The 19,664-nt window shown below is 72.0% G+C and carries 18 protein-coding genes and 1 pseudogene; 13 read left to right on the top strand and 6 right to left on the bottom strand.

Annotation, left to right across the window (positions count from 1 at the left end; translation table 11 throughout):
- Positions 1 to 7 precede the first annotated feature (7 nt).
- The 7 genes from ACIO92_RS07930 to ACIO92_RS07960 all read left to right on the top strand — a co-directional run bounded on the left by ACIO92_RS07930 (position 8) and on the right by ACIO92_RS07960 (position 6,149).
- Positions 8 to 811 carry a cell division protein FtsQ/DivIB gene (locus tag ACIO92_RS07930; protein WP_402279397.1) on the top strand — a complete coding sequence of 268 codons (804 nt, stop codon included), beginning with the start codon at positions 8 to 10 and terminating at the stop codon, positions 809 to 811.
- 276 nt (positions 812 to 1,087) lie between these two features.
- Positions 1,088 to 2,302, top strand: a complete 1,215-nt coding sequence (ftsZ, locus tag ACIO92_RS07935; protein WP_366441617.1) for a cell division protein FtsZ — start codon at positions 1,088 to 1,090, stop codon at positions 2,300 to 2,302.
- Positions 2,299 to 3,027 carry a peptidoglycan editing factor PgeF gene (gene pgeF / locus ACIO92_RS07940; RefSeq protein ID WP_401235752.1) on the top strand — a complete coding sequence of 243 codons (729 nt, stop codon included), beginning with the start codon at positions 2,299 to 2,301 and terminating at the stop codon, positions 3,025 to 3,027. The genes ftsZ and pgeF overlap by 4 nt, the downstream gene beginning before the upstream one ends.
- An 8-nt stretch (positions 3,028 to 3,035) precedes the next feature.
- On the top strand, positions 3,036 to 3,755 hold the full coding sequence (locus ACIO92_RS07945) for a YggS family pyridoxal phosphate-dependent enzyme (protein WP_366441619.1): 720 nt from the start codon (positions 3,036 to 3,038) through the stop codon (positions 3,753 to 3,755).
- 121 nt (positions 3,756 to 3,876) lie between these two features.
- A complete protein-coding gene (locus tag ACIO92_RS07950; RefSeq protein WP_030693462.1) occupies positions 3,877 to 4,497 on the top strand; it encodes a cell division protein SepF in 621 nt (206 codons plus the stop codon).
- A gap of 82 nt (positions 4,498 to 4,579) precedes the next feature.
- Entirely contained in the window at positions 4,580 to 4,870 is a 291-nt protein-coding gene (locus ACIO92_RS07955; RefSeq protein WP_366441620.1) for a YggT family protein, read from the top strand.
- A 55-nt stretch (positions 4,871 to 4,925) separates the two neighbouring features.
- Complete coding sequence (locus ACIO92_RS07960; RefSeq protein ID WP_366441621.1) at positions 4,926 to 6,149, top strand: DivIVA domain-containing protein; 1,224 nt, start codon at positions 4,926 to 4,928, stop codon at positions 6,147 to 6,149.
- 532 nt (positions 6,150 to 6,681) lie between these two features.
- Here ACIO92_RS07960 and ileS read toward each other — a convergent pair.
- Complete coding sequence (ileS, locus tag ACIO92_RS07965; protein ID WP_402279390.1) at positions 6,682 to 9,825, bottom strand: isoleucine--tRNA ligase; 3,144 nt, start codon at positions 9,823 to 9,825, stop codon at positions 6,682 to 6,684.
- A 538-nt stretch (positions 9,826 to 10,363) separates the two neighbouring features.
- Here ileS and ACIO92_RS07970 point away from each other — a divergent pair.
- The 6 genes from ACIO92_RS07970 (at position 10,364) to ACIO92_RS07995 (ending at position 15,936) form a co-directional block, all read left to right on the top strand.
- Complete coding sequence (locus tag ACIO92_RS07970) at positions 10,364 to 11,221, top strand: TraR/DksA C4-type zinc finger protein (protein WP_401768564.1); 858 nt, start codon at positions 10,364 to 10,366, stop codon at positions 11,219 to 11,221.
- Positions 11,222 to 11,300: 79 nt separating this feature from the next.
- Entirely contained in the window at positions 11,301 to 11,993 is a 693-nt protein-coding gene (lspA, locus tag ACIO92_RS07975) for a signal peptidase II (protein ID WP_366441625.1), read from the top strand.
- A 40-nt stretch (positions 11,994 to 12,033) separates the two neighbouring features.
- Positions 12,034 to 12,975 carry an RluA family pseudouridine synthase gene (locus tag ACIO92_RS07980; protein ID WP_366441626.1) on the top strand — a complete coding sequence of 314 codons (942 nt, stop codon included), beginning with the start codon at positions 12,034 to 12,036 and terminating at the stop codon, positions 12,973 to 12,975.
- Positions 12,972 to 13,445 carry a GNAT family N-acetyltransferase gene (locus ACIO92_RS07985; RefSeq protein ID WP_366441627.1) on the top strand — a complete coding sequence of 158 codons (474 nt, stop codon included), beginning with the start codon at positions 12,972 to 12,974 and terminating at the stop codon, positions 13,443 to 13,445. The genes ACIO92_RS07980 and ACIO92_RS07985 overlap by 4 nt, the downstream gene beginning before the upstream one ends.
- Before the next feature lie 120 nt (positions 13,446 to 13,565).
- Positions 13,566 to 15,152, top strand: coding sequence for a Na+/H+ antiporter (locus tag ACIO92_RS07990; RefSeq protein WP_366441628.1), 1,587 nt, complete (start codon positions 13,566 to 13,568; stop codon positions 15,150 to 15,152).
- Between the two features lie 199 nt (positions 15,153 to 15,351).
- Positions 15,352 to 15,936 carry a dienelactone hydrolase family protein gene (locus ACIO92_RS07995; protein ID WP_366441629.1) on the top strand — a complete coding sequence of 195 codons (585 nt, stop codon included), beginning with the start codon at positions 15,352 to 15,354 and terminating at the stop codon, positions 15,934 to 15,936.
- On the opposite strand, the gene ACIO92_RS08000 is transcribed toward ACIO92_RS07995, so the two are convergent.
- From ACIO92_RS08000 to ACIO92_RS08020, 5 genes and pseudogenes are all read right to left on the bottom strand, one after another.
- Entirely contained in the window at positions 15,834 to 16,250 is a 417-nt protein-coding gene (locus tag ACIO92_RS08000; RefSeq protein WP_401768575.1) for a transposase, read from the bottom strand. The two genes, ACIO92_RS07995 and ACIO92_RS08000, sit on opposite strands and share 103 nt — an antisense overlap.
- A pseudogene (locus ACIO92_RS08005) lies at positions 16,224 to 16,493 on the bottom strand (PhoD-like phosphatase N-terminal domain-containing protein); the annotation flags it as partial. The pseudogene ACIO92_RS08005 and the gene ACIO92_RS08000, both read right to left, overlap by 27 nt.
- 199 nt (positions 16,494 to 16,692) lie before the next feature.
- Positions 16,693 to 17,508: a DsbA family protein gene (locus ACIO92_RS08010; protein WP_366441630.1), complete on the bottom strand. Its 816-nt coding sequence runs from the start codon at positions 17,506 to 17,508 to the stop codon at positions 16,693 to 16,695.
- A 59-nt stretch (positions 17,509 to 17,567) separates the two neighbouring features.
- Positions 17,568 to 18,254, bottom strand: a complete 687-nt coding sequence (locus ACIO92_RS08015; protein ID WP_366441631.1) for a hypothetical protein — start codon at positions 18,252 to 18,254, stop codon at positions 17,568 to 17,570.
- Between the two features lie 81 nt (positions 18,255 to 18,335).
- Complete coding sequence (locus ACIO92_RS08020) at positions 18,336 to 19,658, bottom strand: DUF2252 domain-containing protein (RefSeq protein WP_402279381.1); 1,323 nt, start codon at positions 19,656 to 19,658, stop codon at positions 18,336 to 18,338.
- Positions 19,659 to 19,664: the final 6 nt, after the last annotated feature.

The following is a 19,664-nucleotide window of genomic DNA, read 5'->3' on the forward strand; positions in this document are numbered from 1 at the left end:
GCGCCGGATGGCAGCCGGACCGACGACGGCCGAGAAGAGCGGCACGAGCAGGTCGAAGGGGCCGTCGGGCGGTCCGCCCGGCGAGGGCACCCGGAATCACAGGTTCCGGGTGCCCGGCACCCGAACGCTCCTCATCGCGTTCGGCGTTCTCGTCCTCGTGGTCGCCGGGGTCTGGGCGCTCTACGGCTCCTCCTGGTTCCGTGTGGAACGTGTGAAGACTTACGGCACGGCGGTACTGACCCCGCGTGAGGTCGAGGCGGTCGCCGCCGTGCCGGTGGGCGCCCCCCTCGTCTCCGTCGACACCGACGGCATCGAGGCCAGGCTCAGGGCCCGGCTTCCGCGCGTCGAATCGGTGGACGTGGTCCGGTCGTGGCCGCACGGAATCGGGCTGAAAGTGACGGAACGGCAGCCCGTTCTCGTGGTGGAGAAGGGTGGAAGGTTCACCGAAGTGGACAGGACCGGAATGCGGTTCGCCACGGTGCCCACCGCCCCCAAGGGCGTCCCCCGGCTCGTCCTGGACGTCGCCTCCGCGCCCAGCCTCCGCCGCTTCGGCGCGGACCGGCTGCTCGACGAGGCGGTGCGCGTACGGGGTGAACTCCCGCCCCAAATCGCCCGGGACACTCGTGTCGTGCGCGTCACCTCGTACGACTCCGTCACTCTGGAACTCACCAGGGGGCGCACCGTCTACTGGGGCAGCGGGGAGCACGGTCCGGTCAAGGCCCGGGTCCTCACCGCGCTCATGAAGGCCACTCCCAAAGCGGGGCACTTCGATGTAAGTGCCCCCACGGCGCCCGCCTCGTCCGGGAGTTGACGCACATCACCCCTGGCCAGCACCCTGGTTGGCCAGCGCTACGGGTGATCACATAGGGTGAAAAGAAAAACGGGAGGTTCGGCGTGTTCGTTGAACGTGCGCCACTTGTCGACTTAGTGTCCTGTTCGGAAGAGTCCAGCGAACAGAGACACTGGTAACCCTAAACTTGAACGTTAGGGTTTGGGTCGGCGTTTCGGACCGTCCCAATCGGCATCCGTCGGAGCAGCGCGACCAACGCGCGGCGACGCACGTAACTCGAGGCGAGAGGCCTTCGACGTGGCAGCACCGCAGAACTACCTCGCAGTCATCAAGGTCATCGGTGTCGGCGGCGGTGGTGTCAATGCCATCAACCGAATGATCGAGGTCGGCCTCAAGGGCGTCGAGTTCATCGCGATCAACACCGACGCGCAAGCGCTGTTGATGAGCGACGCCGACGTCAAGCTCGACGTCGGCCGTGAACTCACCCGCGGCCTCGGGGCCGGGGCCAACCCGGCCGTCGGTCGCAAGGCGGCAGAGGACCACCGCGAGGAGATCGAGGAGGTCCTCAAGGGGGCCGACATGGTCTTCGTCACCGCGGGCGAAGGCGGTGGCACCGGCACCGGCGGCGCCCCCGTCGTGGCCAACATCGCGCGCTCGCTCGGCGCCCTGACGATCGGTGTGGTCACCCGGCCGTTCACCTTCGAGGGCCGCCGTCGCGCCAACCAGGCGGAGGACGGCATCGCCGAACTCCGCGAAGAGGTCGACACCCTCATCGTCATCCCCAACGACCGGCTCCTGTCGATCTCGGACCGTCAGGTCTCCGTACTCGACGCCTTCAAGTCGGCCGACCAGGTGCTGCTGAGCGGCGTCCAGGGCATCACGGACCTCATCACCACCCCCGGCCTGATCAACCTCGACTTCGCCGACGTCAAGTCGGTCATGTCCGAGGCCGGTTCGGCCCTCATGGGCATCGGCTCCGCCCGGGGCGACGACCGCGCGGTGGCCGCCGCGGAGATGGCGATCTCCTCGCCGCTCCTGGAGGCCTCCATCGACGGCGCCCGTGGTGTGCTGCTCTCCATCTCCGGCGGCAGCGACCTCGGTCTCTTCGAGATCAACGAGGCCGCGCAGCTGGTCAGCGAGGCCGCCCACCCCGAGGCCAACATCATCTTCGGCGCCGTCATCGACGACGCCCTGGGCGACGAGGTCCGGGTCACCGTCATCGCGGCCGGCTTCGACGGCGGCCAGCCCCCGGCCCGCCGGGACACCATCATGGGCTCGGCCTCCGCCAAGCGCGAGGAGCCGGCTCCGGCGCCCCGCCACGCCGAGACCTCCCGCCCGATGGGCGGACTCGGCACCGTCGCCCCGCGCGAGGAGCCGGTGCGCGCTCCGGTCGAGTCGGCCCCGGCCGCCAACGAGATCCCGCTGCCGCCCGCCCCGCCGGTCGTCCCGCCGGCCCGCCCGTACGCGGACTCCCAGGCCGAGGAGCTGGACGTCCCGGACTTCCTGAAGTGATAGGTCGACGCTTCGACGCGAACGGCGCGCACTTCGCCTTCACCGACCGGTGGGGCGGGGTGAGCGCCGTTCCGTACGAGGAGCTCAACCTCGGCGGCGCGGTGGGGGACGACCCCGGGGCCGTGCGCGCCAACCGGGCGCTCGCCGCAGACGCCCTCGGCCTCGACCCGGCGCGGGTGGTCTGGATGAACCAGGTCCACGGCGCCGACGTCGCCGAGGTGGACGGCCCGTGGCCCACCGGGGAGATCCCCGCGGTGGACGCGCTCGTCACCGCCCGGCGCGGCCTCGCCCTCGCCGTGCTCACCGCGGACTGCGTCCCGGTCCTGCTCGCCGACCCCGTCGCCGGGGTCGTGGCCGCCGCCCACGCCGGGCGCCCCGGGATGGTGGCGGGGGTCGTCCCCGCCGCCCTCGCGGCCATGGTCCGGCTCGGTGCCGATCCCGCCCGTGTCGTCGCCCGCACCGGCCCCGCCGTCTGCGGGCGTTGCTACGAGGTGCCGGAGGCGATGCGCGCCGAGGTCGCGGAGACCGAGCCCGCGGCGGGCGCCGAGACGAGCTGGGGCACCCCCGCCGTCGACGTCACCGCCGGAGTGCTCGCCCAGCTCGACCGACTGGGCGTCACCGACCGCTGGTCCTGCGGGATCTGCACCCTGGAATCCACCGACCACTACTCGTACCGCCGCGATCGCACCACGGGGCGACTCGCGGGATATGTCTGGCTGGACTGAGAAGAGACATGACGGACCGCACGTCGGAACTCGCCGAGAACCTGGCCCGGGTGGAGGCGCGCATCGCCGCCGCCTGTGCCGCCGCCGGTCGCGCACGGGAGGAGGTGACGCTCGTCGTCGTCACCAAGACCTACCCCGCGAGCGACGTCAGAATCCTGCACGGGCTCGGGGTGCGGCACGTCGCCGAGAACCGGGACCAGGACGCCGCGCCCAAGGCGGCGGCCTGTGCCGACCTCGACCTGACCTGGCACTTCGTGGGCCAGTTGCAGACCAACAAGGTCAGGTCCGTGGTCGGTTACGCCGATGTGGTCCAGTCCGTCGACCGGCTGAAGCTCGTCTCCGCGCTCTCCGCCGCCGCAGAGCGGGCGGGCCGCGAGCTCGGCTGTCTCCTCCAGGTGGCGCTCGACGCGGAGTCCGGTCAACGGGGCGACCGCGGCGGGATCGCCCCGGACGGGATCGAGGAGTTGGCGGCGGCGGTCGACGCGGCTCCCGCGCTGCGGCTCGACGGACTGATGACCGTGGCCCCACTGGCCGGTCCGTACGCCGGGCGGCAACGCGCGGCCTTCGACCGGCTGATGGATCTGTCGACTGTCCTGCGCGCGACCCGTCCGGCTGCGAACATGGTGTCAGCAGGGATGAGTGCGGACCTCGATGAGGCCGTGGCGGCCGGGGCGACACACGTACGCGTCGGTACTGCGGTACTCGGAGTCCGCCCGAAGCTCGGGTAACGTCGCCAAGCAAGTCGGACCACAGCAGAAAATATGGTCATTCCGTAAAACAGGCGGAACGACCCGTGGATCGCACACTTGGTGACGAGGCCGATCCACCACAGAGCGGAGGACCCAGAGAATGGCCGGCGCGATGCGCAAGATGGCGGTCTACCTCGGCCTCGTGGAGGACGATGGGTACGACGGCCGGGGGTTCGACCCCGACGACGACTTCGAACCCGAGCTGGAGCCGGAGCCCGAGCGCGACCGGCGGCACACCCCTCCGCGACAGGTGGAGCGCGAGGAACCGGTGCGGGTGGTGCAGCCTCCGGCCCCTCGGGAGCCGATCGCCCATTCCGTCCCGGTACTCGCCGAAAGCGGACGTCCGGCCCGAATTGCCCCCGTGGCATCCATCACACCCGAACGCCCGAGCCTGGAGAAGAACGCACCGGTGATCATGCCCAAGGTCGTGTCCGAGCGGGAGCCCTACCGCATCACCACGCTGCACCCCCGGACCTACAACGAGGCCCGTACCATCGGGGAACACTTCCGTGAGGGCACTCCGGTGATCATGAATCTCACGGAGATGGACGACACGGACGCGAAGCGACTTGTCGACTTTGCCGCCGGACTCGTCTTCGGGCTCCACGGCAGCATTGAGCGCGTGACGCAGAAGGTGTTCCTGTTGTCGCCTGCTAACGTCGATGTCACGGCGGAGGACAAGGCCCGGATCGCAGAGGGCGGATTCTTCAACCAGAGCTGAGAACACGAGAACCGGACGGACCGGTCGCGAAGCGGCCGGAACAAGTTGAGAGCACGAAAGCCAGGGGAGAGGGAAGCGCGGGATGGGCGTCGCACTACAAGTGGTCTACATCGCGCTGATGTGCTTCCTGGTTCTACTGATCGTCCGGCTCGTCATGGACTACGTCTTCCAGTTCGCCCGTTCATGGCAACCCGGTAAGGCGATGGTGGTCGTCCTTGAGGCCACCTACACTGTCACCGATCCACCGCTCAAGCTTCTGCGGCGACTCATCCCGCCGCTGCGTCTCGGGGGCGTGGCACTCGACCTGTCCTTCTTCGTTCTGATGATCATCGTCTACATCCTGATCTCCCTCGTGAGCAACTTCGCGAGGTGAATGTGGACGATACGGTCTTGCCGACTGCCGACGACTACGTAGAGGTGAAGAAGAGATGCCGCTGACTCCCGAGGATGTGCGGAACAAGCAGTTCACGACCGTCCGCCTGCGAGAAGGCTATGACGAGGACGAGGTCGATGCCTTCCTCGACGAGGTCGAGTCCGAACTGACCCGCCTGCTCCGCGAGAACGAGGACCTGCGCGCCAAGCTGGCCGCCGCGACGCGTGCCGCCGCGCAGAACCAGCAGCAGCAGGGTATGCGCAAGCCCCCGGAGCCGCAGGACCGTCCCGTCGGACCCGGCGCGCCGGTACCCGCCGCCATATCCGGACCGCCGGTCCAGCAGCAGCCGCCGCAGATGGGCCCGCCGCAGCTGCCGTCCGGTGCCCCCCAGCTTCCCGCCGGTCCCATGCAGGGCGGCCCGATGGGTCCCGGCCAGATGCAGGGCGGTCCCATGCAGGGCGGCCCGATGCAGGGCGGTCCCATGCAGGGTGGACCGATGGGTCCCGGCCAGATGCAGGGTGGCCAGATGCAGGGCGGTCCCATGCAGGGCGGCCCGATGCAGGGCGGTCCCATGCAGGGTGGACCGATGGGCCCCGGCCAGATGCAGGGCGGCCCGATGGGTCACCCGCAGCAGATGCAGCAGCAGATGCCGCCGCAGATGCAGCAGCCGCAGCAGGGCCCCGGTGGCGACAGTGCCGCCCGTGTCCTCTCGCTCGCCCAGCAGACCGCCGACCAGGCGATCGCCGAGGCCCGTTCCGAGGCCAACAAGATCGTCGGCGAGGCGCGTTCGCGTGCCGAGGGCCTGGAGCGGGACGCCCGTTCCAAGGCGGACGCCCTGGAGCGGGACGCGCAGGAGAAGCACCGTGTCGCGATGGGCTCCCTGGAGTCCGCCCGCGCCACCCTCGAGCGCAAGGTCGAGGACCTGCGGGGCTTCGAGCGCGAGTACCGCACGCGGCTGAAGTCGTACCTGGAGTCGCAGCTGCGCCAGCTGGAGACGCAGGCCGACGACTCGCTGGCCCCGCCGCGGACCCCGGCGGCGGCCTCCCTGCCGCCGGCCCCGTCGATGGCCTCGGCCGGTGCGGGTGCGCCGTCCTACGGCAGCACCGGCGCCATGGGTGGTGCGCCGTCCATGGGAGGCGCCCCCTCCTACGGCGGTCAGCAGCAGATGTCTCCGGCGATGACCCAGCCGATGGCTCCGGTCCGTCCGCAGGCTCCGCAGCCGATGCAGCAGGCGCCCGCGCCGATGCGCGGTTTCCTCATCGACGAGGACGACAACTGACGGCGGGCGGTCGCGCGATGAGCGCGTAGCCGTCGGCAGGCTGAAGGGCCGGGCCCCCGGGAAACCGGGGGCCCGGCCCTTTGCCGTGTGCGGGGGCGGTCGAACGCGGTCACCGGGTGGTGGTGCGGGGCCGCGGGCCGGGGCCCGTGACGCGGGCTCGGGTGATGCGGGCCGTGTGCGGGGACCCGGGGACGGGGGCGCCCGCGGCGGGCCTTCCCCGGCCCCTTCCCCGGCCCCTTCCCTGAACCCGGCGCTCCGCCCCGCCCCTTGCCGGAACCGGCGCCCCGCCCCTTGCCGGAACGGGCGCTTCGCCGCGGCCCCCGGAGGCACTCGGGGCGGCGCCCGGCCCCCGTCAGTGCTGGTTCCGTGCCGCCCGGGGCGCGGTGGTTCGTGCCGGACTCAAGGGCCGCATCCAAGTGCGGGGCGGGGCGGGGCGGGGGAGTCCGGAGGTTCCCGTGGCGTTCCGGAGCGGGCAGGCGAAAGGCCCGGCTCCCCTTCCGGTGAATTCGGGGGGCCGGGCCTTTCGGGGGCGTCACGCCTTGCGGAGGCGGAACGTCAGGGACAGCGACTCGTCCGTGAACGGTGTGCCGTAGGACTCGTCGGCCTCGGCCTGGGCGTAGTCCGTCGACAGGACCTCGTCCGCGATCAGTTCCGCGTGGGCCGTCAGGGCCTCCGCCGTCTCCGGGGAGTCCGTCAGCCAGCGCAGGGCGATCCGGTCGGCCACGTCCAGGCCGCTGTTCTTGCGGGCCTCCTGGATGAGCCGGATCGCGTCACGGGCCAGACCGGCCTTGCGCAGCTCCGGGGTGATCTCCAGGTCCAGGGCGACCGTGGCGCCCGCGTCCGAGGCGACCGACCAGCCCTCGCGGGGGGTCTCCGTGATGATGACCTCCTCGGGGGTGACGGTGATGGTCTCGCCGTTCACCTCCAGGCTCGCCCCGCCGGACCGCAGGGCCAGGGAGAGCGCCGCCGCGTCGGCCGCGGCCACGGCCTTCGCCACGTCCTGGACGCCCTTGCCGAACCGCTTGCCCAGGGAACGGAAGTTCGCCTTGGCCGTGGTGTCGACGAGCGAACCGCCGACCTCGGAGAGCGAGGCCAGGGAGCTGACGTTCAGCTCCTCGGTGATCTGCGCCCGGAGTTCCTCGGAGAGGGCGGAGAAGCCGTTCGCCGCGACCAGGGCCCGGGAGAGCGGCTGACGGGTCTTCACCCCGGACTCCGCGCGGGTGGCGCGGCCCAGCTCGACCAGGCGCCGGACGAGCAGCATCTGCTCGGAGAGCGTCCTGTCGATCCGGGTGGTGTCCGCCTCCGGCCAGGTGGACAGGTGCACCGACTCCGGGGCGTCCGGCGTCACCGGCACCACCAGGTCCTGCCAGACCCGCTCCGTGATGAACGGGGTCAGCGGGGCCATCAGCCGCGTGACCGTCTCGATCACGTCGTGGAGGGTGCGCAGGGCCGCCTTGTCGCCCTGCCAGAAACGGCGGCGGGAGCGGCGCACGTACCAGTTCGACAGGTCGTCGACGAACGCCGAGACGAGCTTGCCGGTGCGCTGGGTGTCGTACGACTCCATCGCCTCGGTCGCCTCGGCGACCAGCGTGTTCAGTTCGGACAGGAGCCACTTGTCGAGGACCGGGCGGTCGGCCGGGGCCGGGTCGGCGGCGCTCGGCGCCCAGCCCGCGGTCCGCGCGTACAGCGCCTGGAAGGCGACCGTGTTCCAGTACGTCAGGAGGGTCTTGCGGACGACCTCCTGGATCGTGCCGTGGCCGACCCGGCGGGCCGCCCACGGCGAGCCGCCGGCCGCCATGAACCAGCGGACGGCGTCGGCGCCGTGCTGGTCCATCAGCGGGATCGGCTGGAGGATGTTGCCCAGGTGCTTGGACATCTTGCGGCCGTCCTCGGCGAGGATGTGGCCGAGACAGACCACGTTCTCGTACGAGGACCTGTCGAACACCAGGGTGCCGACGGCCATCAGGGTGTAGAACCAGCCACGGGTCTGGTCGATCGCCTCGGAGATGAACTGCGCCGGGTACCGGCTCTCGAACAGTTCCTTGTTCTCGTACGGGTAGCCGTACTGCGCGAACGGCATCGAGCCCGAGTCGTACCAGGCGTCGATGACCTCGGGGACGCGGGTCGCGGTCTTCCCGCACCCCTCGGCCGGGCAGGCGAAGGTCACGGCGTCGATGTACGGGCGGTGCGGGTCGAGCCCGGACTGGTCGGTGCCGGTCAGCGCGGTCAGCTCGGCGCGGGAGCCGACGCAGGTCAGGTGGTCGTCCTCGCAGCGCCAGATCGGCAGCGGGGTGCCCCAGTAGCGGTTGCGGGAGAGCGCCCAGTCGACGTTGTTGGTGAGCCAGTCGCCGAAGCGGCCGTGCTTGACCGAGTCGGGGAACCAGTTCGTCCGCTCGTTCTCCGCGAGCAGACGGTCCTTGACCGCGGTCGTACGGATGTACCAGGACGGCTGCGCGTAGTAGAGCAGGGCCGTGTGGCAGCGCCAGCAGTGCGGGTAGCTGTGCTCGTACGCGATGTGCCTGAAGAGCAGTCCGCGCGCGTCCAGGTCGGCGGTGAGCGCCTCGTCGGCCTTCTTGAAGAAGACGCCGCCGACCAGCGGCAGGCCCTCCTCGAAGGTGCCGTCGGGGCGGACCGGGTTCACGACCGGCAGGCCGTACGCCTTGCAGACCTTGAGGTCGTCCTCACCGAAGGCGGGGGACTGGTGGACCAGACCGGTGCCGTCCTCGGTCGTCACGTACTCGGCGTTGACGACGTAGTGCGCGGGCTCGGGGAACTCGACGAAGTCGAAGGGGCGCCGGTAGGTCCAGCGCTCCATCTCCGCGCCGGTGAACGACTCGCCGGTGGTGACCCAGCCCTCGCCGAGCGCCTTCTCCAGCAGCGGCTGGGCGACGACGACCCGCTCGTCGCCGTCGGTGGCGACCACGTAGCTGACCTCGGGATGGGCGGCGACCGCCGTGTTGGACACCAGGGTCCACGGGGTCGTCGTCCAGACGAGGAGCGCCGCCTTCCCGGCCAGCGGGCCGGAGGTCAGCGGGAAGCGCACGTACACCGAGGGGTCGACGACCGTCTCGTAGCCCTGCGCCAGCTCGTGGTCGGACAGACCGGTGCCGCAGCGCGGGCACCAGGGGGCGACCCGGTGGTCCTGGACCAGCAGGTCCTTGTCGAAGATCTGCTTCAGCGACCACCAGACCGACTCGATGTACGAGGGGTCCATGGTCCGGTACGCGTCGTCGAGGTCGACCCAGTAGCCCATACGGGTGGTCAGCTCGGCGAAGGCGTCGGTGTGCCGGGTCACGGACTCGCGGCACTTGTCGTTGAACTCGGCGATGCCGTACGCCTCGATGTCCTTCTTGCCGGAGAAGCCGAGCTCCTTCTCGACGGCGAGCTCGACCGGCAGGCCGTGGCAGTCCCAGCCCGCCTTGCGGGCCACGTGGTAGCCGCGCATGGTCCGGAAGCGGGGGAAGACGTCCTTGAAGACGCGGGCCTCGATGTGGTGCGCGCCGGGCATACCGTTGGCTGTGGGCGGTCCCTCGTAGAAGACCCACTCCGGGCGGCCCTCGGACTGCTCCAGGCTCTTGGCGAAGATCTTGTTCTCCTGCCAGAGATCGAGCACGGCGTGCTCCATCGAGGGCAGGTCGACCTGGGCGGGCACCTGGCGGTACTGCGGCGGTGTCATCGGTTCCTCCGGCGGACTGGTGTCGTTCCGTCGGAGGGACGAGAGCACTGCTCCCGCGGTACCACCCTCCTTGGCTCCGGGCGGGCACGCCCCGAGCCCCCTCATTGGGGTGCGACGCCGGGTCTAGTCGCCGCGTCGTGCTGCGGCTTTCTTCCGACGGCTCCGGGGTGATGCTTCACATCGGGCTGACCCCCGGGCTCTCACCGTCCCCGGGTCGCTCATGGCCGCGTACGACGCTACTCGTCCCCATCCAAGCCTTTCGCTCCGCCCAGTGTAAGGGCCCGGGGCGGAGACGGCGGACCGGATTTCCCGTGACCCGAATGCCACATGCGGCGGGCCGGACCCGGGGTACGGCCATGTGGGGGAGGGCGGGTCGGATTACCCGGCGGGGAGCTGGGAACAACGGAGGGAGGTCCGCCCCGAGGGAGGCGGGGGCGGGGCGGGAACGGCGGCGTGCCCCGTTGCCGCGGGCCCCGGGCCGATTTATCGTCCCACCACGGTGCGCGAGCAAGATCACAAAATGTGAAGGGGCCGCGACATGGTGGCGAAGAAGACCGCCGCGAAGAAGACCTCGGCCGCCGGTTCCACCGGTCCGGCCGGGGGCGCCGAGGACGTGGCCGGGGCGCCGCCACCGGCCGGGGAACCGGCGGCGGACCCGGGCGCGGCGGACGTCACGGAGACGCCCGCCGCGAAGAAGGGCGCCGCGAGGAAGGCGGTGGCCGGGAAGAGCGCGGCGAAGCGGACGGCGGCGAAGAGGACCACGGCCGGGAAGGCGGTCGCGGGGAGGACCGCCGCCGCGAAGGAGGCGGAGGTGGCGGACGCCGGGGACACGGGCGCCGCCGGGGAGAAGCCCCCGGGCAGGACCCGGGCGAAGAGGACGGCCGCCGGGAAGGCGCCCGCGGCCGAGCGGCGGACAGGAGCCAGGACGGTGGCAGCGAAGAAGACCGCGGGTGGAGTCACGGCCGACGGGGACGGGGCCGTGGTGCCCACGGCCCGTACCGGCGGGCTCGCGGTGCGGCCCGGCGAGGAGCCGTGGACCCCGGCCGAGGTCACCGAGGCCCGTACCACCCTCCAGTCGGAGGTGCTCCGGCTGCGCAGCGAGCTGGCGCACTCGCGGGAGGAGCTGACCGGTCTCATGCGGAACTCCGGCGACGGCGCCGGGGACGACCAGGCCGACACCGGCACCAAGAACATCACCCGGGAGCACGAGCTGGCCCTCGCCGCCAACGCCCGCGAGATGCTGGAACAGACCGAGCACGCCCTGGAACGGCTCGACGCGGGCACGTACGGCCTGTGCGAGGTGTGCGGGAAGCCGATCGGCAAGGCGCGGATGCAGGCCTTCCCCCGGGCCACGCTCTGCGTCGAGGACAAGCAGCGGCAGGAGCGGCGCGGCTGAGGTCTCGGCTGCGGGTCTCGTACGCCTGTGCCGTACCCTCGGGGCACGGTCAGGCATCGAGGTCGAGGGACTCACTCACGTGGCAGAGGCGGAGCGCATCATCGGTACGCCGGATTCAGCAGGGGCCGACGACCCGGCCGCCTCCGAGGCGACGGCGGCCGGTGACGGCACGGCCGCGCCGCAGGGCGCCACGACGCCGGACGGCGCCGCGGGAGCCGGGGGCGCGGACGCCCCGGGCGGCGCGGTGGACGCCGACGGCGGCGAGGCCGTCGAGGAGCGCCCCAAGGGCCGCCGGAAGATCTTCGCGCTCTTCGTGGTGGCGCTGCTCGCCTACCTGCTCGACCTGGGCAGCAAGATGCTGGTGGTCGAGAAGCTGGAGGGCCGCGAGCCGATCGAGGTGATCGGGGATCTGCTACGTTTCGACGCCATCCGCAACCCGGGTGCCGCGTTCGGCATGGGCGAGGCCTTCACGATCATCTTCACCTGTATCGCGGCGGCCGTGATCGTCGTGATCATCCGGCTCGCCCGGAAGCTCTACAGCCTGCCCTGGGCCATCGCGCTGGGACTGCTGCTCGGCGGGGCGCTCGGCAACCTCACGGACCGCATCTTCCGCTCACCGGGCGTCTTCAAGGGCGCCGTCGTCGACTTCATCGCGCCCGCGCACTTCGCCGTCTTCAACCTCGCGGACTCCGCGATCGTCTGCGGCGGCATCCTCATCGTGATCCTGTCCTTCCGGGGTCTGGACCCGGACGGCACCGTCCACAAGGACTGACGCAGAACGCGGCACCTTCCGCACAAGGCATACTCGACGGGTGAGCACGAGTCCCGAGATCCGCACCCTGCCCGTTCCCGATGGCCTGGAAGGCGAGCGCGTCGACGCCGCCATCGCCCGTATGTTCGGCTTCTCCCGTACGAAGGCCGCCGAGCTGGCCGCCGCCGGGAAGGTCCAGGTCGACGGCGCCGTCGTCGGCAAGTCCGAGCGGGTCAGCGGCGGCGCGTGGCTCGAAGTCGAGATGCCCGGGGCCGCGGCTCCCGTGCAGATCGTCGCCGAGCCCGTCGAGGGCATGGAGATCGTCCACGACGACGACGACATCGTCGTGATCATGAAGCCGGTCGGCGTGGCCGCGCACCCCAGCCCCGGCTGGACCGGCACCACGGTCATCGGCGGCCTCGCCGCCGCCGGGTACCGCATCTCGACCTCCGGCGCCGCCGAGCGCCAGGGCATCGTGCACCGCCTCGACGTCGGCACCTCCGGTCTGATGGTGGTCGCCAAGTCCGAGTACGCGTACACCTCGCTCAAGCGCCAGTTCAAGGAGCGCACGGTCGACAAGCGCTACAACGCGCTGGTCCAGGGGCACCCCGACCCGATGAGCGGCACCATCGACGCCCCCGTCGGGCGGCACCCCAACCACGACTACAAGTGGGCGGTCACCGCCGACGGCAAGCCCTCCGTCACCCACTACGACCTCATCGAGGCGTACCGGTCGGCCTCGCTGCTCGACATCAAGCTGGAGACCGGCCGCACCCACCAGATCCGGGTGCACATGTCCGCCCACCGGCACCCCTGCGTCGGCGACCTGACCTACGGCGCCGACCCGACGCTCGCCAAGCGCCTCGGGCTGACCCGGCAGTGGCTGCACGCCGTCCGGCTCGGCTTCGAGCACCCCGGCGACGGCTCCTGGGTCGAGTTCGCCAGCACCTACCCCGAGGACCTCCAGCGGGCCCTGGACCGGATCGCCTCGGAGAGCCGGTGACCACCACCGGCGCCTGCACCGTCCGCGAGGCGGTCGGCGCCGAGGACCGCGAGGCGTGCTTCGCGGTGCGCCGCGAGGTCTTCGTCGAGGAACAGGGCGTGCCGGGCGAACTGGAGTACGACACGTTCGACGCGACCGCGGTGCACCTCCTCGCGGTCGGCGCGGACGGGCTGCCGCTGGGCACCGGACGCCTGCTGCACGGCGCGGACGCCACCGGGAGGACCGGCGCCGACGCCTCGGTGGGCTCGCTCGGCAGGCTCGCGGTCGTCCGGGCGGCCCGTGGCCTCGGCGTCGGCGCGGCGCTGGTCCGGGGCATCGAGGACGCGGCGCGCGAGCGCGGTCTGGCCGCCGTCGACCTGCACGCCCAGACCCACGCCCTCGGCTTCTACGAGCGGCTCGGCTACACGGCCTACGGCCCCGAGTTCCCGGACGCGGACATGCCGCACCGGGCGATGCGCAGGGCCCTGTAGCGGACCGGCGGCGCCGTCCGGTCCCTCCGGCGCGGCCCGCCGTCCCCGTAGCACCCGCCGCGCGGAGACGCACACGGGGGCAGTCGCGGCTAAAACGGGCATACGTGGCAGGGTGTGCCCGTGGATCAATTGGCCCTGCTGTTCCTGCTGCTCCTCGGCGCCCTGCTCACGGTGCCCCTCGGTGACCGGCTCGGACTGCCCGCGCCCGTCCTGATGACCCTCGTCGGGATCGTGCTGGCCTTCCTGCCCTTCGTGCCGAACGTCGAGATCCCGCCGGAGTTCATCCTCCCGCTGGTCCTGCCACCACTGCTCTACGCCTCCGTGCAGCGCACCTCGTGGCGCCAGTTCGCGGCGAACAAGCGGCCCATCTTCCTCCTCGCGGTCGCCCTCGTCTTCGTCACCACGGCGGCCGTCGGCGCGGTCGCGCACGCCCTCGTGCCGGGCCTGCCGCTGGCCGCCGCCATCGCGCTCGGCGCGCTCGTCGCCCCGCCGGACCCGGTCGCGGCGACCGCCGTGGCGGGCTCGCTGGGGCTCCCGAGACGGCTGGTGTCGATCCTGGAGGGCGAGGGCCTCTTCAACGACGTGACCGCGATCGTGCTCTACCACGTGGCCATCGCGGCGGCCGTCAGCGGAACGTTCTCCTGGCCGGAGGCGGTCGGGGAACTGGTGCTGTCCGCCGTGGTCGCCCTGGCCGTCGGACTGCTGCTCGGCTGGCTCTCCAACAAGCTCATCGGGCTCCTCGGCGACGCCACCCTCCAGACCGGCCTCACCCTCCTCGTACCCTTCGTGAGCTATGTGCTCGCCGAGGAGCTGCACGGCTCCGGGGTCCTCTCCGTCCTGGTCACCGCCCTCTTCCTGGCCGAGCACGCGGCGGACGCGGACGACGTCATGGGCCGGCTCGCCGGACAGACCTTCTGGCAGATCGTCGACACCCTGGTCACCGGAATCGCCTTCGGACTCATCGGCCTGGAGATGATCCATGTCTTCGGGGTGGCCGAGGGCCGGGGCTGGCGGATGCTCGGCTGGGGCGCCGCCGTCGCCGGAGTGGTGGTCGTCGTCCGGCTGCTGTGGCTGCTGCCCGCCACCTGGCTGGCGAAACGGCTGCACACGCGCCGGGACGTGGACGAGGAGATCCCGACGAGCTGGCGGGAGACCATCGTCATGTGGTGGGCCGGGATGCGCGGGGTGGCCTCGGTCGCCCTGGCGCTCGCCATTCCGCTGCGCACCGACGACGGGGCGCCGTTCCCCGGCCGTGACGAGATCGTCTTCATCGCCTTCTGCGTGATCATCAGCACTCTGGTCCTCCAGGGCCTCACCCTGCCCTGGCTGGTCCGGCGGCTCGACGTGCGGGCCGACGCGGACGCCGAGCGGGCCCTGGAGCGCGATCTGGCGATCCGGGCGGCGAAGGCGGCCAAGCGCAGGCTCAAGGAGATCGAGGAGGTCGAGGACCTGCCGGAGGAGGTGCAGGAGCGGCTCGCGCGCGGGGCGTACGACATCGGGGCCAGGATCAGCCCGGACGTCGTCGACGAGGAACGCAGGGCCGCGTTCCTGGAGCGGACGGAGCGGTTCAAGGCGGTGCAGCGGATCCAGCGGGAGCTGATGTCGGCCGCCCGGCACGAGGTGCTCGCGGCCCGCAACGAACCGGGCGCCGACCCGGAGGTGGTGGACCGGGTGCTGCGGCAGCTGGACGTGCGCAGCATGAGGTGAGGTGAGGGGCGCGGGGCGGGGTACGGGCCGTGGCCCGGGTCGGTTGCCGTACGCGGGTGGCCGGGTGGCCGGGTGGCCGGGTGGCGGGGTGGCGGGGGGTTCGGGTGGCCGGGTGGATGGGCGGTCCGGTGCGGGTGGGACGCCGGGTGCGGCGCGGGTGTCGTCCCCGTCGTCGCTGGTGGGTGGCAGGATGGCCCGTATGGACATCATGCTTTTCCACTCGGTCTACGGGCTGCGCCCGGCCGTCGAGGCCGCGGCCGAGCGGCTGCGGGCCGCCGGGCACCAGGTGCGGGTGCCGGACCTCTTCGACGGCTGGACCACCGAGTCGGTGGAGGAGGGCATGGCGAAGCGGGACGAGATCGGCAAGGACGAGCTGCTGAAGCGGGCGATCCTGGCCGCGGCCCCGTACTCGGAGCGCGGTCTGGTCTACGCGGGCTTCTCCCTCGGCGCCTCGGTCGCGCAGACCCTGGCCCTCGGTGACGAGCGGGCGCGCGGGCTGCTCCTGCTCCACGGCACCTCGGACCTCGCGCCGAACGCGTCGGTGGACGAGCTGCCCGTACAGCTGCACGTGGCGGAGCCCGACCCGTTCGAGACGGACGACTGGCTGTCCTCCTGGTACCTCCAGATGGGCCGGGCGGGGGCGGACGTGGAGGTCCACCGCTACCGGGGCGCCGGGCACCTCTACACGGACCCGGAGCTGCCCGACTGGGACGAGGAGGCGGCCGAGCGGACCTGGTCGGTGGCGCTGTCGTTCCTGGAGGAACTGAAGGACGCGGCCCGGTAGCGCCGTAGGGCTGCCATGGGACGGTCTGTCGGCAGGTGGGGCAGGTGCCGGTCCAGGTGGCGATGAGCTGTCGGAGGAGGTCCAGGGCCTGGTGGAGGGTCAGGCCCTGGCAGGGGCTTCTGGGTGTCTCCGCTGTTCAGCCGGGAACAGGTGGGCGGCGGTGACGAGGGTGCGTGCCGGTGCCAGTCGGCGAACGAACGGCCCTCGAAGTGGTCCAGGCCCAGGGCTGTTTTCAGCTCGCGGTAGTCGTGCTCGATCCGCCACCGGGCCTTCGCCAGCCGGACCAGATCCCTGGCGGGGATACCGGATGGCAGGTTCGAGATCCAGAGACCGGAGCCGGGTACGGCCTCGGGGGCGGGGGTGACGCGCGTCCAGAGCAGGACGCCGTCGGGCAGCGGGTCGCCGGAGGCGACGCCGTGGAGGAAGGCGGGTGCCGCGGGTGCGGCGTGGGCCGTGGCGGCCGTGCCCAGGAGGGCCGGTGCGGTGACGGCGGTGACGGCGGCGGCCTTGACGACCGTGCGCCGCGTGGGGGCGGTGGATGGAGAACGACTGGTCACGGCCAGCCGTTCATGTGCTCCGTACGCCCCGGTCCCGGTCCCGGTCCTGTCCCGATCCGGCCGTACGAGTACCCGGGCCGGGCTCACCGTCCCCGGCCGGGACACACCGCCCCCCCCAGCACCACGGCCCCGGCCCGCACCGCGTGAGGCGGGCGGGCCGGGGCCGGGTGAGGGGCCGGGTGGGGCGGCTGCCGGGGCGTCAGCCCTTCAGCGCGGCGGTGATCGCCGTCTCGAACTGCTCCGCCGTCAGCGGCGGGTTCTGGCTGCCCTCCACCGTCAGCACCTTGCCGTCCATCTTCAGGGTCGGCGTGCCCGTGACCCCGCTGTCGTCGAAGGTCTTCGACATCTTCATCGCCCAGGCGTCGAAGGTGCCGTCCTCGACGTTCTTCTTGAACGCCGTGTTCCCCTTCAGCTCCTTGACCGAGTCCGCGATCTTCAGCAGGTAGGAGTCCTTGCCGAACTTGTCGTCGTTCTCCTCCGGGTGGAACTCCGTCGAGTACAGCGCCGCCTTGTACTTCAGGAACGCCTCGGGGCTGACGTCCAGGGCCGCGCCGAGCGCCGACAGGGCGTTCTTCGAGCCCTCGCCCCCGGCGCCGTTGTCGAGGAAGGTGGCACCCACGTACTTGAGCTTGTACTTGCCCTCGGCGACGTCCTTCTCGACGACCGCGCCGACGGACTGCTCGAAGGTCGCGCAGATCGGGCAGCGCGAGTCCTCGTACAGCTCCAGGGTCTTGTCCGCGGAGTCCTTGCCGATGACGACCGTGGTGCCGTCGGTGCCCGAGGTGTTCTTCGGCGCGGTCACCGCCTTCGCGTCGGCTGCCGCCTGCCAGGCGGACGGCTTGTTGGACTGGACGACCGCGTAGCCGATGCCCCCGGCGACGGCCAGCACGGCCACCGCCGAGACGCCGACGACCAGCTGGCGGCGGACCCGGTCCTTCTTCGCCTGCTGCTCGCGCTCGACGCGCAGCCGCTCGCGGGCGGCGGCCTTGTTGGACTGGTTGTTGCGTGCGCTCATGACGGTGATCTCCGTGACGGTGAGAGAAGAGGTGGGGACTGCGTGCGCGTGCGCCGCACTCAGACGAGTGCGGAGCGCGGGCACGGCGGTCCCCGCCGCCCCACGGAGTGGGTGAGGAACCTGGCGCGGGAGAACCGGGGGCGCGCCGAGGGCCGTCCCGTGCGCCGGGGCGCCGGACCTCCGGCGCGCAGCAGCGCGGTCACGAGCAGCAGCGGCCGGAAGGCGAAGGCCGCCACCGCGTTCAGCAGCCGGACGAGCGCCCGCTCCCCGCCGCGCAGCCAGAGCGCCGCCGCGAGGCCGACGCCCACGTGGACGCCGAGCAGCAGCCAGGGCAGCGCCGGGTCGGGGGAGGCGAGCACGGCCGCCGCGCCGCCGCCCTCCGGACCCACCACGCCGGGCAGCGGGGCGCCGAGGGCGCCGCCGCAGAAGACCTCCACGCCGACCGAGCGCAGCGAACCGGCGACCGGTCCGCCGGCGGGGCCGTAACAGATCGCCTGACCGCTGGTGAAGAGCGTGTCGGCGGCCAGCTCCAGCGGGACCAGGAGCCCGGCGATCGGGCCGAATCCCCGCTCGCGGCCCGCCAGCAGGTACGCCACGGCGAAGACGCCGACCGCGACCGGGACGACCGTGCCCAGCGGCAGCGGCACGCGGGAGAGCAGCACGTGGGACGCCACGGACAGCGTCACGACCACTGCCGTGAAGAGCGCCGCCCGCAGCGCCCTCAGCTGCGTCCCTGCCATGTCCATCGTCGGCGAGTCTCCCACGCCGGGCGGTAGGGCGTGCCTAAGGGGAAGCTGTGGGAAACCCCACGGGGCCGGTCCCGCCGCTCAGAGTCCCGGTATCCGGCCGTTGCGGAAGAGGTCCACGAAGATCTGGTGGTCGGCCCGTGCCCGTGCCCCGTAGGCGTGCGCGAAGTCCACCAGGAGGGCGCCGAAGCCCTCCTCGTCGGCGGCGATGGCCGCGTCGATGGCCCGCTCGGTGGAGAACGGCACGAGGGAGTGGCCGCTGGACTCGTCCGCCGCCGCGTGCATGGTCGCCGTCGCCCGGCCCAGGTCGGCGACGGTGAGCGCGATGTCCTGGGGGTCGTCGATGTCCGACCAGTCCAGGTCCACCGCGTACGGGGAGACCTCCGCGACCAGCTGACCGGCGCCGCCCAGTTCGGTCCAGCCCAGCCACGGGTCGGCGTGCGCCTGGAGCGCCCGCTGCGAGATCACGGTGCGGTGGCCCTCGTGCCGGAAGTAGCCCCGTACCGCCGGGTCCGTCACGTGCCGGGAGACCGCCGGGGTCTGCGCCTGCTTGAGGTAGATCACGACGTCGTTCTCCAGGGCGTCGCTGGGCCCCTCCAGGAGGATGTTGTACGAGGGGAGACCGGCCGAGCCGATGCCGATGCCGCGCCGCCCGACGACGTCCTTCACCCGGTACGAGTCGGGGCGGGCGAGGCTGGACTCCGGCAGGGTCTCCAGATAGCCGTCGAAGGCGGCGAGGACCTTGTAGCGGGCCGCCGCGTCCAGCTCGATCGCGCCGCCGCCGGGGGAGAAGCGGCGCTCGAAGTCCCGGATCTCGGTCATCGAGTCGAGCAGCCCGAAGCGGGTCAGGGCGCGGGCGTCGCGGAGGGCGGCGAGCAGCGCGCCGTCGGCGGTGTCCAGGGTGAACGACGGCAGCTCCTCGCCGACGCCGACGGCGAGCGCGTGGATCCGCTCCCGGTAGGAGGCGGCGAAGATCCGGACCAGGTGGGTGATCTGCTCGTCGCTGAGCGCCTTCGCGTACCCGATGAGGGCGAGGGAGGCGGCGAGCCGCTTGAGGTCCCAGGTGAAGGGGCCCACGTACGCCTCGTCGAAGTCGTTGACGTTGAAGACCAGGCGCCCGTTGGCGTCCATGTACGTGCCGAAGTTCTCGGCGTGCAGATCGCCGTGGATCCAGACCCGGCCGGTGCGCTCGTCCAGGTAGGGGCCGCCCTCGGCCTCGTCTGCGAGGTCCGCGTAGAAGAGGCAGGCGGTGCCCCGGTAGAACGCGAAGGCGGAACCGGCCATCTTCCGGAACTTCACGCGGAAGGCCGCGGGGTCGGCGGCGAGCAGTTCGCCGAAGGCGGTGTCGAAGACGGCGAGGACGTGCTCACCGCGCTCCGCTGCGGTGGGCTGGGGGACCGACATCGAGAT

Source organism: Streptomyces sp. NPDC087215, from assembly GCF_044744885.1.
In the GTDB taxonomy this organism is placed as follows: Bacteria; Actinomycetota; Actinomycetes; order Streptomycetales; family Streptomycetaceae; genus Streptomyces.

Bases quoted from the DNA above. Each gene is read 5' to 3' on its own strand.
- ACIO92_RS08020 (WP_402279381.1), bottom strand. From the start codon at position 19,658: ATGTCGGTCCCCCAGCCCACCGCAGCGGAGCGCGGTGAGCACGTCCTC.
- ACIO92_RS08015 (WP_366441631.1), bottom strand. From the start codon at position 18,254: ATGGACATGGCAGGGACGCAGCTGAGGGCGCTGCGGGCGGCGCTCTTC.
- ACIO92_RS07945 (WP_366441619.1), top strand. From the start codon at position 3,036: ATGACGGACCGCACGTCGGAACTCGCCGAGAACCTGGCCCGGGTGGAG.
- ACIO92_RS07995 (WP_366441629.1), top strand. From the start codon at position 15,352: ATGGACATCATGCTTTTCCACTCGGTCTACGGGCTGCGCCCGGCCGTC.
- ACIO92_RS08010 (WP_366441630.1), bottom strand. From the start codon at position 17,508: ATGAGCGCACGCAACAACCAGTCCAACAAGGCCGCCGCCCGCGAGCGG.
- ACIO92_RS07930 (WP_402279397.1), top strand. From the start codon at position 8: ATGGCAGCCGGACCGACGACGGCCGAGAAGAGCGGCACGAGCAGGTCG.
- ACIO92_RS07950 (WP_030693462.1), top strand. From the start codon at position 3,877: ATGGCCGGCGCGATGCGCAAGATGGCGGTCTACCTCGGCCTCGTGGAG.
- ACIO92_RS07960 (WP_366441621.1), top strand. From the start codon at position 4,926: ATGCCGCTGACTCCCGAGGATGTGCGGAACAAGCAGTTCACGACCGTC.
- ACIO92_RS07955 (WP_366441620.1), top strand. From the start codon at position 4,580: ATGGGCGTCGCACTACAAGTGGTCTACATCGCGCTGATGTGCTTCCTG.
- ACIO92_RS07970 (WP_401768564.1), top strand. From the start codon at position 10,364: ATGGTGGCGAAGAAGACCGCCGCGAAGAAGACCTCGGCCGCCGGTTCC.
- ileS (WP_402279390.1), bottom strand. From the start codon at position 9,825: ATGACACCGCCGCAGTACCGCCAGGTGCCCGCCCAGGTCGACCTGCCC.